The 13,713-nt window shown below is 35.1% G+C and carries 10 protein-coding genes and 1 tRNA gene; 7 read left to right on the forward strand and 4 right to left on the reverse strand.

What is annotated here, in order from left to right; all coding sequences use genetic code 11:
• The first annotated feature begins 235 nt into the window (after positions 1–235).
• Both G3A46_RS11115 and G3A46_RS11120 read left to right on the forward strand, forming a co-directional pair.
• Positions 236–309: transfer RNA gene (locus G3A46_RS11115), tRNA-Pro, on the forward strand.
• Between the two features lie 216 nt (positions 310–525).
• The gene (locus tag G3A46_RS11120) at positions 526–1,773 is read left to right on the forward strand and encodes a site-specific integrase (protein WP_165149800.1); all 1,248 of its coding nucleotides are present in this window, start codon (positions 526–528) and stop codon (positions 1,771–1,773) included.
• Here G3A46_RS11120 and G3A46_RS11125 read toward each other — a convergent pair.
• A complete protein-coding gene (locus tag G3A46_RS11125; RefSeq protein ID WP_165149802.1) occupies positions 1,770–2,453 on the reverse strand; it encodes a response regulator transcription factor in 684 nt (227 codons plus the stop codon). The genes G3A46_RS11120 and G3A46_RS11125 overlap by 4 nt on opposite strands.
• A gap of 201 nt (positions 2,454–2,654) precedes the next feature.
• Here G3A46_RS11125 and G3A46_RS11130 point away from each other — a divergent pair, with 201 nt between their 5' ends.
• From G3A46_RS11130 to G3A46_RS11150, 5 genes are all read left to right on the forward strand, one after another.
• Complete coding sequence (locus G3A46_RS11130; RefSeq protein ID WP_165149804.1) at positions 2,655–3,491, forward strand: RteC domain-containing protein; 837 nt, start codon at positions 2,655–2,657, stop codon at positions 3,489–3,491.
• Positions 3,492–3,796: 305 nt separating this feature from the next.
• Positions 3,797–4,069, forward strand: a complete 273-nt coding sequence (locus G3A46_RS11135; RefSeq protein ID WP_165149806.1) for a helix-turn-helix domain-containing protein — start codon at positions 3,797–3,799, stop codon at positions 4,067–4,069.
• 79 nt (positions 4,070–4,148) lie between these two features.
• Positions 4,149–4,769, forward strand: a complete 621-nt coding sequence (locus G3A46_RS11140) for a hypothetical protein (protein WP_241836888.1) — start codon at positions 4,149–4,151, stop codon at positions 4,767–4,769.
• A gap of 96 nt (positions 4,770–4,865) precedes the next feature.
• Positions 4,866–5,654 (forward strand): ATP-binding protein, encoded by a 789-nt coding sequence (locus tag G3A46_RS11145; RefSeq protein ID WP_165149810.1) that lies wholly within the window; start codon positions 4,866–4,868, stop codon positions 5,652–5,654.
• Positions 5,655–6,258: 604 nt separating this feature from the next.
• A complete protein-coding gene (locus tag G3A46_RS11150) occupies positions 6,259–6,705 on the forward strand; it encodes a hypothetical protein (protein ID WP_165149812.1) in 447 nt (148 codons plus the stop codon).
• Positions 6,706–7,465: 760 nt separating this feature from the next.
• Here the strand turns inward: G3A46_RS11150 and G3A46_RS11155 are convergent.
• From G3A46_RS11155 to G3A46_RS11165, 3 genes are read right to left on the reverse strand one after another with little or no spacing between them, the layout of a single operon-like run.
• Entirely contained in the window at positions 7,466–10,591 is a 3,126-nt protein-coding gene (locus G3A46_RS11155; protein WP_165149814.1) for a type I restriction endonuclease subunit R, read from the reverse strand.
• A complete protein-coding gene (locus G3A46_RS11160; RefSeq protein WP_165149816.1) occupies positions 10,588–11,913 on the reverse strand; it encodes a hypothetical protein in 1,326 nt (441 codons plus the stop codon). The genes G3A46_RS11155 and G3A46_RS11160 overlap by 4 nt, the downstream gene beginning before the upstream one ends.
• Complete coding sequence (locus G3A46_RS11165; RefSeq protein ID WP_165149818.1) at positions 11,903–13,711, reverse strand: AAA family ATPase; 1,809 nt, start codon at positions 13,709–13,711, stop codon at positions 11,903–11,905. Before G3A46_RS11165 ends, G3A46_RS11160 begins: the two co-directional genes overlap by 11 nt.
• Between the last annotated feature and the right edge of the window lie 2 nt (positions 13,712–13,713).

Here is a 13,713-nt window from a genome sequence, read left to right on the forward strand (position 1 = left end):
ATATTCTCTTCAATAATTTTCGAACGGTAAAAATAGCAACTTTTAAAGGAAAAGACGTTTAATTTTTATTAAGATTTGTTATCTGAGTATTTGAAACTATTATTGTGCTTATTATAAACTGATATTAAAACTCCTTTACAATTTAAAAAGTTTGAATAAGGTTGAGTGTTCTATGGAATTTAAACCTCACCTCTTGTAAAGATTTGGATTTTGGGTATTTTTGTGCTCTAATTATCGAGATGTAGCGCAGTCTGGTAGCGTACACGTCTGGGGGGCGTGGGGTCGCAGGTTCAAATCCTGTCATCTCGACAAGAAAAAACACCAAACAACACTAAAACCCTGTAAATCAAATGGTTTACAGGGTTTTTGCGTTTTCGAATTCATAGCAAAAAACCATTAAATTTGGTTCGAAATCATATAAAATGTACCCTAATCGGACACCCTTTTTAAAAAGGGATTATTTCGCGAAACCTCTGATTTGACCTTCGTTTTCAAAGATTTATTAATTAGAAAACGTAAAATATTATGAGGAAATCGGACACCTTTTCTGTAATGCTCCTACCAAGATTTGAAAAAGAATCTAAGGGAAAAACACCTCTATATGCAAGAATAACAGTCAATGGCAAGTTTAAGAGGTTTAGTATTCAAATAAAAGTTACTACAGATTTGTGGGAACCTTCTGTTTCTAGGCTCAAGGGAAACAGCGCGGAGGCCCGTCAAATCAACAATCACATAAATCAGGTTCTAATCGAAATCAATGAGGCATACAGAGAGCTTAAAAAAGAACGAAAATTAATTACCCCCCAAACCGTAATAGCAAGATATCGAGGAGAAGATCAAATTAGGAAAACACTCATCCAACTATCAGAATATCACAAATTTAATATGAAGTCTGTATTAAAGCCTGGAACCTTAAAAAACTATTACACAACAGAAACCTACATTAAGAGATTTCTAGAGATTCAAAGAAAAACCGATGACATATATTTAGAGCACCTCGATTATGCATTTATAATCGACTTCGAAAATTTTCTACGTCGAAATGTTGCACAAATACAAAAATCAAGACCCCTAACAAACAATGGCGTAATGAAACACCTGGAGCGATTAAAGAAGTTACTCAATCTAGCAGTAAAGTTAGAATGGGTGGAACGCGATCCATTCGCAAAATTCTCACTGAAATTTGTCAAAAACGAAAGACATTACCTTTCCCAAAAAGAACTAGACTTGTTAATCAACACCGAACTCATTCATACTTATCAAAACAGAACTAAAGATATTTTCATTTTCAGTTGTTATACCGGTCTGTCATACATAGACGTGAAAAACCTTATGAAAAACGACATCGTGAAAGGTATAGACGGTAAAGATTGGATCTTCACAAAAAGACAGAAAACAGACCATCCCATTAAAATCCCTCTACTAGATGTTGCTGAAAATATCATCCATAAATATAAAGATGAAATGAAAAATAGCGATAAGCTCTTGCCAGTCTACTCAAATCAAAAACTCAATAAATATTTAAAAGAAGTAGCTAAAGAACTAAAAATAAACAAGTATCTAACTTTTCATAGTGCAAGACACACCTTTGCTACAACTGTAACCTTAAGCAACGGAGTACCAATAGAAACCGTATCAAAACTACTCGGCCACACAAAGCTATCCACCACTCAAATCTATGCTAAGGTGTTAGAAAGTAGAATTAGTTCAGACATAAATAATTTAAGAATCGTATTGAACCATCAAAAAGAATTAATAAAAAATGCCAATTAAATAAAACCAAATTCACGTGCTCTCAGTAGAAGGTCACGGTTATCGCCCTGATCAACTCCAAACTGTAACTTGATTCGTTTCTTTCGCTTCTCAATTGTAGAAAGTGAAAAAGGCAAATACATGGTAAGCTCTTTTGTTTTAATGTTTTGTGAAAGTGCATATAGTAATAGACGGTCCCATTTATCAAGCGTAAAGTCACAATTTCTATATGAATTCAACCACTTTGATACACTTCTACTATAATAGATAGAATTATTTAATACCTCAATTATCGAAAATTTAAACACCGCCACATTAAGGTCGGATTCAACTAAAATACCCTCAGGATTAATACTCTTCATTACAGAATTGATTCTATAGTTATTCGGAAATCCTGTAGTAATTATAATTTTTCCTTTCGGGTGATTTTTACGAAATAGCTCCCCTATGTCCTCTCCAAATAATATCCCTTTAACAGCTAAACCGGGAATCATCAAGTCCAAAATCATCAAATCCACTCGTTTTCTTTCAGATTTAATTCGATTCAATAAATCAATTGCCTCAACATAGTTGTTTGCCACTTCAATCCTAAAGTGAAACCTTTTATAGGATTCACTTATTTCTATAAATAGCTCTCGATAATATTCAATAACTAATGGAAAGCTCTTAACGATAACGACGGTCAATTCTTCAAATCTCATTGCAAACAAACCTTTTACGAGTTAAAAACCCTTAATCCAACAATAAGAAAGTCAAAATATATTTAAATCTTAAAATAAAAAGTATGGTAAAACCATAATAAAATTACGGAATAACTTTAAAAATAATTTTTTAAACTTTAATAACTTGGTTAGTTCGTAATTCTCCTCAACATTTTCCAAAATCTCAACAATTGATCTACCATGAAAAGTTGCAGGAAAATTGTTGCCGACCTAGAGCAGAAAATTGTCACTTTAAATTCTGGGTCAATTTCGGTATTCGAGGAAGTCGAAACGGGAATGTATTTTTGTAGAAAAACCATCAACAAGTTAAGAAAAAGGTTCCTTTCTTTCGAACTATTATCTCCAGATCAAGAAAGTTGTTTCTTTAAAACTATCAAACCAATCCCCGCAGGATATATGATATATTTTATATCTCTGGCAGATTTTGAATTAAACAGACCACAAACTAGCAATAGAAAAGTAAAAAAGTATATTCTAGAAAAAATAGCTTCCTATCAAGAATACTTTGTCGAACATAGAACATTTTATAAATATCTAGAACGTCGAAGAACAGATCGCGATTCAGAATATTTCCTGCGCAGCAATGGCAGAGTAAAATTTCATCTCGATGCGGTACACTATTGTATAGACCAAAATTTCTCCACCTCCCACGATTATATTACTGCAAAAATATTTGCACACAAACTGCTTATCAGCCGATTGCGAAAGGAATTATTTAAATTAAAAAATACATCGCAACTAAACACATTTCTAACCACAACTTCTCATTTACAGTGGACCTCAAACAAGGTGGATTTAATTGAACTGATATACGCATTACACGCTGTAAAGTCAATCAACAATGGCCAGGTAGAAATAAAAGATATAGCTTCAATAGTTCAAGAAGTATTCAATATAGAGCTTGGCGACTACTATCGCACGTTCATCGAAATCCGTTCAAGAAAAATAAACCCAACAAAATTCCTAGATAATTTAAAGCAAAGTCTAACAAACAGAATACTCCAAGCCGACGAATAGACTCCATACTCAGCCTACGCCCTACAAAGCCTCCACAAAAGAGGAATAAAAATAAAGCAAAATCAATCAACCACTTTCTCCAGCAGAACTCCGTTTATTCACCCAAACATCTAGTCTCAGATCTCAAAAAAAACACCCACCTTGGGTACACCTTGTGAAATTTAATTCTTCATTCTTCAAACCTTTGTAGTACGAAGGTCAAATCGTGCTAAAAACTACCAATCTAAAAAACCTTAACTCTTTGGTAGTTTTTATAATCCCCGCCTCCCCACGGGGATTATTTTAACAATCTAAATTCTTTAATTATGGCAGTAGAAATTCTTACCACCGACGACCTCTACGAGTTTAAACTAGAACTTCTAGAGGAAATGAAAAAAGTAATCCAAAGTCTAAAACCGCAAGAACCAAAGAAGTATCTCAAATCTTCTGAAGTTATGGAATTGCTATCCATCAGTCCAGGAACACTACAAAATCTACGACTTAACGGAACCCTCCCCTATTCCAAGATAGGCGGAATCATCCTGTATGAAGAAAAAGAAATCGAACGCGTGCTTGAGGAAAATAAATACTCATTATGATAAAATCGCGCATAAGCTCCTATATTAATCTCATACTATGTCCAATGTCAATTATATAGCACATCTAAACGCATTTTTTATGACCATAGCAAAAGATACTAGGCTGAACCCAACCCATGTAAGCTTATACATGGCGCTGTTCAATTATTGGAATATTAACCGATTTCCAAAAGACTTCATTATCATTCGTGATGAGGTAATGAAACTCTCCAAAATTGGCTCCAAATCAACCTATCATCGTTGTCTAAAACAACTCGATAATTGGAAGTACATCCAATATATCCCATCCCACAATTCATTTAAAGGAAGTAGAATTAGGTTGTTCATTTTTGGGACAACCTCTGGACAACCGTTGGACTCAACTATCCCAAATTCAGGACAACCGTTGATATCATATATAAACTATAATAAACATTTAGAAAACATATATAAACGAGAACTCCCGAAAACCGAAAATGAAGTAATTTCTTTTTTTTCTGAAAATAAATGGCCAAAAATCGAAGCTCAAAAATTCTTCGCACACTATTCAGCCATCGGTTGGAAAGTTGGTGGAAAAATAAAAATGAACGATTGGCAAGCATCAGCTAAAAGCTGGATGCTTAAAGCCAGTGAACTCAAATTAAAACGGTCAGCACCACTGTCCCAAAACAAGGAAAACCTTAAGACTACCAAAGTTAAAAATTACAAAGAACCTCTATAACCACCATATAAATAGTGAAGAATATAAAGGCTCCTGAGTGTTTTCTTAAGCTAGAAGAGCTGAAGAAAACGTACCGAAGGACGAAAACGCTCAACAATGATAACGCTACCAAAATACCATCCTGCAAACCCGCACATCCTCATCGAAGGAGGTGTAGAATTCACGCTAGGAAAGATAAAAGGAAACGCCATTCAGTACGATTTCCCTAAAATGCTCAACTATCTATCAGCAAAAGGAAAAATACTATTCGGCAAACAATTTAAAATTCACGAAGAAGATCATCCAATCATCTACCAGCTCTGCCTTTACTTTATCAAAGACAAAGTAAGCTGTGAAAAGTACAATATCGACATAAACAAAGGGATCTTACTTAGCGGCCCCGTAGGTTGCGGAAAAACTACATTAATGAAATTAATGCGCCACTTAGTTCCTCACCATCGCCCCTATAAAATAATTCCCACAAGAAATATTGTTTTCGCATTCAATAATATCGGTTATTCCATTATCGAACAATATGGTGATAACCACTACTTCTGTTTTGATGATTTAGGCGTAGAACCGGAAGGCAAACACTTCGGAAACGACTGCAACGTAATGGGCGAAATCCTACTCTCCAGATACGAAAGATACACACAATGTCACCCTGAGCAGCCTGTCCTGAGCTTGTCGAAGGGCAGTCGAAGGGTCTATCCCTGGGCCCCGAACGGAGTGGAAGAGCCCCGAAAGACTTTTCTCCCTGAGCGCAGCGGAAGGATAACCCATATCACCACCAACCTCAACGCCGAAGAAATCGAAGACCACTACGGCAACCGCGTCCGCAGTCGCCTACGCGAAATGGTAAACGTTATAGGCTTTGATAAAAATACTCTGGACAAAAGAAAGTAAACTTTTGCTGAGCGGAGTCGAAGCATCATCCATCATCCCGCAAATAAAGCAACTAACAACCTTTAATATAATTAAGACGGATCCACCTCTCCCCCAAACCCCACTAAAAAACTCGACTAAATGCGCACTTTGGACAATTATCCAATCCGCAACTAAAATTGCTAAAGGGGCTAAAATTTACTCGTTTACAAGGTGTGGAACAAAAAAATATTAAGTCATTTTGTAATAGGATATCAACTTATACGGCAATAAGAAATTTTATAACAATTCTCCAAAGTACTTCCATTCCAGAAAAGAATATAATGAGCGTCTCAGGACATAAGGATATTAAAACATTTAGTGCTCATCATCAGGTAAGCGCCTCGGCCGTCATAAGTGTAAAGAATAGAGTTTTCAATGGAATCTAATTTTTATATGTAAAAGCTTACAATATGTTTTTTTTCATAGCATTGTATGTTATTACATTTAATGTAGAAGTATGCAAAAATTGTAGAGACCAAGTGAGATGTGTAATCTCACTCAAGAATTGTTTGCCGATTTTCTATTCGATTATTATTTGCTAAATTAGGTGCTTTATTGTTCTACTTTTCCAATTAAAAAATCTATGGCGTTAATCAATTGTAAAGAATGTTATCGAGAAATCAGTAGCCAGGCAAGTAATTGTCCTAATTGCGGTTATCCTAATAAGAAAAAAGGGAAATTTACAGGTTGTTTAATGATATTATTAGGTCTTATAACAGCTGCAATTGTTTTTATATTTATTTTCGATAATGGAAAGGAGGGTGGAAACGTAATTACGGACGAAAGGACTTATTCCAAGAGTTGGAGGTTACCACAAGGCACAGAATATAGAGAAATAGGTAAAATAATTGTGCAGAATGGAATTAAGGTTTGTGGAGAGTATCATTTAAAAGAAATTGCGCCATACGAATATGTGCTTGCATGTAGTGCAGATGGTATAAATTGGCATTATTTCGTTGTATATAAAAGTCGTGGAAAAATTTATCGAGCGAATGATGAAATGGAATCTAAGTTAATCCCACCTCGATAATATCGAAAATAAATAAGAAAACTTAATAATACTTAAAGAAAAAATCATCTGAAACTTTATATTTATTATTTTAATTATTGGATTCTCTAAATCATTACTTGGTCAAAAGTTAGTTAAAAATGAAACTGATGAGTTTAGTGGAAAAACAGTTAAACAAACTTCCTAGTAGCCTTTATATAGAAAATCTAAATTATATTAAATGGCTGGCTTGGAAAAAATAGATAGCAAAATATTAATTGAATTTAAAATGATTATTGGGACTACAAGTAGAGTATTTTCGGTAGAGGAAGGATAAATGTTAATTTTAAAATTTACGGATGATGAAATTCTTGAAATTTCAAATTCAGAATATCGAATTACATCATTTGGCCAGGGGCAGTGAGATTTTCAGGGATTATATCACCAGGTGCACATTTAGTTTGCATAATAGATGAAGAGATACTTGTAAAGCTGAAGGAAAAGATGATCGCTAAAATTCGAATTTACATATCAATCTCTTATACTTAGGCAGATATGAAAATCAAGCATGCAGAAAATTTCAAAGTCTTAGTTAGCCTATTAAACTAAGTATCTCAATGTAAGCATTTCCCGATCCTGCACAAGCCCCCCTTACCATATAATTTAAATTATTTTTAATCAACCTCATATATAGAAATTACCCCGAGATGAGTTCCCTGAGCAGAGTCGAAGCTTCATCCATCATCCCCCACATAAAGCAACTAACAACCTTTAATATAATTAAGATGAATCCATCTCTTCCCTAAACCCCACTAAAAAACTCCGCCAAATTCTCACTCTGAGCAATAACCCTATCCGCTTCTATTCGAGCCAAATCAGGAGGGTAGCCATAACGCATTAAAATCTTTCTAACCGTTAACCTCAACTTTGCACGAACATCATCACGTTTACTCCAATCAACGGTAGCATTGTTTCTAACGACATCGACAATGGTGTGAATTAACTCTTTCATTTTTTCATCATCCAACATCTTAGTCGAATCATTCTGAGAAAGAACACTGTAAAAAGCATACTCCTCTGGACTCAACCCCAACTCTTCACTCTTGTGATCTTCCAAGCGCATCTCTTTGGCAATTTCTGATAGCTCGTGAAGAACTTGAGCCGAATCTATCTGATTATTGTGATAACGCTTCACTACTGATTCCAATAACTCCGAAAAACGCTTCCCTTGGGCTATATTTCGGGTCTTACGAATCCGAACCTCATCACTTAATAATTTCTTCAATAACTCGAATGCAACATTCTTTTGTTGCATATTTTTTACCTCAAGTAAAAACTCATCCGAGAGAATACTAACCTTCGGACTCTCAATACCAGCAGCTTCAAATACATCAACAATTCCGTCACTAGCTAGTTTATCATCAATAATTTGCTTGATAGCTGTTTCTACTTCATAATCCGACTTCCCACTACTACCTGTAAATTTATTAATCCTACTTTTTATAGCTTGAAAAAAGGCAACAACATCCTTAATAGCATTTGCTTCAGGACTTGGAATAGACATCGCATAAAGTTTTGAAAGCAGCGTTACCTCTTTTAAAAATCTATCTTTTAGTTTCTCACTGGATAGAATAAAGTTCTGACCCGCCAAAATAATTTGCAGCCTTCTGCTTGTTTCAGCCTCGAAGTATTCTTTATAGTCGAAACCATGGAACATCTGCTCTACAATTTCGAACTTCTCTAACATACCAGCAATAGCTTCTCGAATATCTACAACAGGAGCGCCTTCACCTCCACTTTGCATATAAACCGCCATAGCATTCCTAAGATCTTGACCTATTCCAATATAATCTACGATGAGCCCGCCAGGCTTATCTTTATAAACTCTATTTACCCGAGCAATGGCCTGCATTAAGTTGGCCCCTTGCATTTTCTTGTCCACGTAAAGGGTGTGTAAACTTGGTGCATCAAATCCTGTAAGCCACATATCACGTACAATCACCAATTTTAATTCGTCGGTGGTGTCCTTCATTCTAATGGCAAGATCTTTCCGCTGACTTTTAGTGGTGTGATGAGGTTGTAAAATAGCTTCATCGTCTGAAGAACTGGTCATTATTACTTTAATAACCCCTTTGTCCATATCGTCATGGTGCCATTCGGGGCGTAATCTGACGATTTCATTATAAAGCAAAACACATATCCTTCGTGTCATACCCACAATCATCGCCTTTCCTTCAAATACTTCCTGCCTTGCATCAAAATGCGAAACGATATCGGCAGCTATATCTCTAACGCGCTCTGGGTGACCAATTATAGCATCTATATTGGCCGTTCTTTTTTTAGCATATTCTAATTGCTCCTCAGATACTCCTGCTATTTCTTCTATTTCAGAATCGATAGATTCAGTTGTCTTTTCATCCAATTTAATTTTAACCAATCGAGACTCATAGCTAATAGGAACAGTAGCACCATCATCAACAGCTCGTTTTATATCATATACATCAATATAGTTTCCAAATACTGCCGGAGTACTTTTGTCTTCTTTTTCTATTGGCGTTCCTGTGAATCCAAGATAAGAAGCATTAGGCAACGCATCACGCAAATACTTGGCATTTCCATAACGGATTTCTGAACCATCGTCTGTTTCTACCTCACGGGCTTTAAAACCGTATTGACTTCGGTGTGCTTCGTCTGCTACTACCACAATATTGGTGCGTTCTGATAGTGTATCGAAAACATTACCCTCCGCAGGTGCAAATTTTTGAATAGTTGTAAAAATCACTCCACCACCCGACACCTTAAGAAGTTCTTTAATATGATCTCGGCTTGTGGCTTGTATGGGTGTTTGACGCAGTAAATCTTTACAATTTCCAAAGGTGCTAAACAACTGATCGTCTAAATCATTTCTATCGGTTAGAATTACCAGGGTTGGATTTTCCATCTCTGGTTGCACAATAATTTGCCCGCTATAAAAAACCATAGACAATGACTTTCCGCTTCCTTGCGTATGCCAAACTACGCCAACCTTACGGTCGCCATCCTCGCTATGGGTTGCGCGAATCGTTTGTTCTACAGCTTTCTGTACTGCGTAATACTGATGATATGCAGCAACCTTCTTAACTTTGATTTGAAAAATTAAACCTGTCTTTTCATCTTTCTTCTCCTCATTTTCAAAAACAGTACAGTACCTGATTAGCCTTACAAGCACCGTTTTATCTAACATATGTTCCGTAAGAATCTGCAATTCTGTACGTGGATCATTTTCTATAAGCTCAGGCGCACGCCAGCTTAGAAAACGAGAAAAGGGAGCAGATAAACTAGAGGTCTTTGCTTCTATACCATCGCTAATAATGCAAAGTGAATTGTAATAGAAAATAGAAGGAGTTGCGTTTTTATAATTGTTAATTTGTGTAAAGGCTCTACGAAGGGTTGCTTTATCGTCTAGAGCGCTTTTAAGTTCTATGAACACTAATGGCAAGCCGTTTATATAAATAACTACATCGAAACGTTTTTCACTATTGCTTTCTTTAACCACCAACTGATTGACCACCCAAAACGAATTATTAGTTGGATTTTCAACATCCATCAACCTTGCATTTACCCCAACCGTTCGCCCCTCTTTATTAAATTCAACCGTAACACCGTTAGTTAGATAAGAATGAAAACGCTCGTTGTTTTCCATAATATCTTCTGTCCCTAGGTTGATGACTTTTTGGTAAGCTTCCGCTAGTGCTGATGCTGGAATATTAGGGTTTAGTCGTTCAAGCGAATCTTTAAAATGATTTTCTAATAAAACAGAAGCAAAATTTTCTCTTTGTGGATTATCACCAAAAGGCGCTATATCTGGACCGTAATGATAGGTATAACCTTGAGCAATCAATTGCGCAATTAAGGATTGTTCTATGGTATTTTCTGATAATTTAGTCATGCTAAGTAATACATTGAAAGATTAGTTTGAAACCTAGACAAAAACGCCTCTTTTTGAATCCTTAATTCTTCTATGGATTCCGTTAGTTTTATTCCATCTACCTTAAACCAAGATTCACTAGATGAATCTCCAAATAAGGTCTTTGAAAAATTTCTTTCTAATTGGGGTTGGTCAAAGTTTTCTAGTAATGGGTAAATAAGCCCTAAGCCCAAAACCTTTTTATTTTGCGATTGCATAAAAGCGCCATAAGTATGGATTTGAAAAAAATCTTCCCTATCGTAATCCCTGTAGTTAGTTGTCATTCTCTTGTATTTGGCATCTAATACAACCACCTTATTATCCTTTTCTAAAATAATATCTGGAATTAAACCTCTACTAAAATCCTTATTCCTGTAAATATTGAATTTAGAGGAATACACCCTCCACCCTCCAATACTGTATTTCTTCCTAAGTATGGTCATTAAATAACTTTCCCATATCTCTGCCATATCTAAAAACAGAGCATCATTTGTATCTTTAGATTGTTCTTGGGAAATATTGTTATTCTTGCGCTGAATAATCTGCCAAGAAAAATCTACAATAGCCTTATAATTTGCGTACATGGACCCGTACTTAATGCTTTGGTATTGGTTTTTGGTGATGGTTTTATTTTTATAACCCGCTGCTGAATTAATGACTTCTTTGACGCCATCTGTAAGCATATTTTGAGACAAAAAATAGTCTTTAGCTAAAATTTTATGTGCTTTGTGAAGTATCGAAATTATTATTGGATCTATCTGTTTCTCAATTGAATTAGAAACTAATAGGTTCTCGTTATAGAGTGGCAATACCGATTTCCGAATATTAATTCGGCCCTTTACCGTTTGCCCTTTATGCTTTCTTTTTACTATGTTTTTAGGTAAACCGTGTACATTAGCCTTGCTTAATTGTTTAACCCAAATAATGCTGATCAGCTTTTTAATAAGCTCGTTGTGGACCTTATTTTCTAAGTTGCTTTTAGACTTGCTATGTGCTAATTTAATATTGAATATTTCCTCTAGTAATTGCATTACTGCGGCATTTCCAAAACGAGGTATGACCTCGAAACAATATTCTTGATTATTATAATTAAAAAACAGCTTCCCAATATATCTTCCCGTCAGCCATTTCTTAGATTTAAAATCATAGGTTAAAAGTGGTAGTTCTTCTTCTTTTAAACTATCACTTATTCTAAATACGTTTTTATTGGTGAAAGCATTATTTATATGCACAGCCATATTTGCATCTATGTCTATATAGGAGCAATCTTTAACCGGTGGTATATAAACAATGTTATTTACCATTGGAATATATATCTTTTGCTCTTTCCATATATTCTTTTACACTTTCTTTATCTGTATTACCTAAAAAAGCTTCTAACATTGGCGCTATGGATATAGACCACAAAATATCTTTAGCTTCTTTAAATACCCGCTTTCTAGAACGCCCTCTACCTGTTAAATTATGGTGTTCCTGATGTACTCTTGAAAGTTCCGCAAAAAATGTATGTCCAATTTGATAAGCCTCGCCTAACTCTTCTACATCATTACTGATGTACCTATTTAATGCACTACAAGCTTCTACATATGCATCTCTTAGGGTTTCAAATCGGTCGTCGTTAAAGTAGTCGCTCAACATTTCAGTTAACACAGCGTCATTGTAGCCTTTAAACTTCCACACAAAACGACGACGTAAGGCAAAGTCCATACGTTCTACCGAAAAATCTATTTCGTTCATTGTGCCTATAATATACAAGTTATCTGGCACTGTTAATTCTATTCCTTTTATTGCGGTTTTAATAGGTTTGTTTCTGTATTCCATAGCAGAAAACAGTTCACCAAAAACACGTGATAAATCCACTCTATTAATTTCATCTAATATGAGAACGTGAGGCAATTTTACTTTTCCTTGTGAATCTGTAGTTTCTTCTTCATTATTGGCTTGATCAATTATATCGAATAATAGCCCTTTTATCGCTACGGTTTCTGAGCCAGTTGGAGTGGATCTCAATTGATAACCAGCAATAAAATCTTCATAAGACGTGTTGGGGTTAAATTGCAGTTCATGTATTCTACCTCCTATATTTTTTAAACCCTGTTCAAAATACAATTTCAGGTTTTCTTTTTTGTGTAAAAAATGATTGGTGATAAATGATTCCGCCAACTCCTTAGCCGTATGGGTTTTACCTGTACCTGGTGGACCGTAATACACCAAAGCTTTTTTAAACTGCAATAGCATTACTTCTTCAGACACATTATGCAAGCCTTTATTCCATACATGCCATAATTGAGGTGCATAAAAACTCTTAGAGATGCCTAAGTTTTCTAGCTCTTTTTTAATTAGATGAATTTCATCATCTATAGTTAGCCCTTCTTTCTTTGCCTCCTCTAAGTCTTCGATTAGCGAATAGAAATTAGACTTTATAGCTTCCTTATCTTGTTTAGATGCAATAGCCTCAAAATAGTCTGGTTTTGCCAAGTGAAGCATTAAACTCTCCATAGCAAAAGATCTTGTTTTTAGTAGCTTATACACGCGCTCTGGAACATTAAATGTGTTTTCTTTAAATACTTTATTAGCATTATCTATAATGAAAGTATTAATATCTTCCGCTGTTTTTAAGAAGCCATTGTTTACTTCTTGCTTAATTAAAATACAGAGTATTAATAAAAAATTAATCTCCATTGGTTTGTTGGTTTTATGGTACTGCCCTGCAGAACCAATACCTTCCTTTGGAAAATAATGCTCTTTTTTATTACTTTCAAAACGGGCTTTAAACTCTTCATCATCTAAAATCCATAAGGGGGTTTGTTCTTTGGTATCTGGTTTTATATCATTGGCTGGCAGATACCATAACCAATTTAAGTGCGCAAAACACAAACGCACTTCGTAATTAGCTTCTTGAAATTGCAGTTTTATTTTATCCCAATAGCTTGGTCCACTACCTTCTATGGCGGCATCTAAAAAATATTCTTTTACTTTAAATAAATTAGTAATAGAAAAAATATCATCTTCATTGGTTAAAACAGATTTATCTGTTAATAAGCAATTTTCTATGAAGCTATTATATAATTGGTAGACCTCTTGTTTTGTATCTGCACTCATTT

The sequence above is a fragment of the Aequorivita sp. KMM 9714 genome (assembly GCF_011065475.1).
In the GTDB taxonomy this organism is placed as follows: Bacteria; Bacteroidota; Bacteroidia; order Flavobacteriales; family Flavobacteriaceae; genus Aequorivita; species Aequorivita sinensis.

What these genes read in the sequence shown, in the direction of transcription:
- G3A46_RS11120 (WP_165149800.1), top strand. Translation starts at nt 526, where the DNA reads ATGAGGAAATCGGACACCTTTTCTGTAATGCTCCTACCAAGATTTGAA.
- G3A46_RS11125 (WP_165149802.1), bottom strand. Translation starts at nt 2,453, where the DNA reads ATGAGATTTGAAGAATTGACCGTCGTTATCGTTAAGAGCTTTCCATTA.
- G3A46_RS11130 (WP_165149804.1), top strand. Translation starts at nt 2,655, where the DNA reads ATGAAAAGTTGCAGGAAAATTGTTGCCGACCTAGAGCAGAAAATTGTC.
- G3A46_RS11135 (WP_165149806.1), top strand. Translation starts at nt 3,797, where the DNA reads ATGGCAGTAGAAATTCTTACCACCGACGACCTCTACGAGTTTAAACTA.
- G3A46_RS11140 (WP_241836888.1), top strand. Translation starts at nt 4,149, where the DNA reads ATGACCATAGCAAAAGATACTAGGCTGAACCCAACCCATGTAAGCTTA.
- G3A46_RS11145 (WP_165149810.1), top strand. Translation starts at nt 4,866, where the DNA reads ATGATAACGCTACCAAAATACCATCCTGCAAACCCGCACATCCTCATC.
- G3A46_RS11150 (WP_165149812.1), top strand. Translation starts at nt 6,259, where the DNA reads ATGGCGTTAATCAATTGTAAAGAATGTTATCGAGAAATCAGTAGCCAG.
- G3A46_RS11155 (WP_165149814.1), bottom strand. Translation starts at nt 10,591, where the DNA reads ATGACTAAATTATCAGAAAATACCATAGAACAATCCTTAATTGCGCAA.
- G3A46_RS11160 (WP_165149816.1), bottom strand. Translation starts at nt 11,913, where the DNA reads ATGGTAAATAACATTGTTTATATACCACCGGTTAAAGATTGCTCCTAT.
- G3A46_RS11165 (WP_165149818.1), bottom strand. Translation starts at nt 13,711, where the DNA reads ATGAGTGCAGATACAAAACAAGAGGTCTACCAATTATATAATAGCTTC.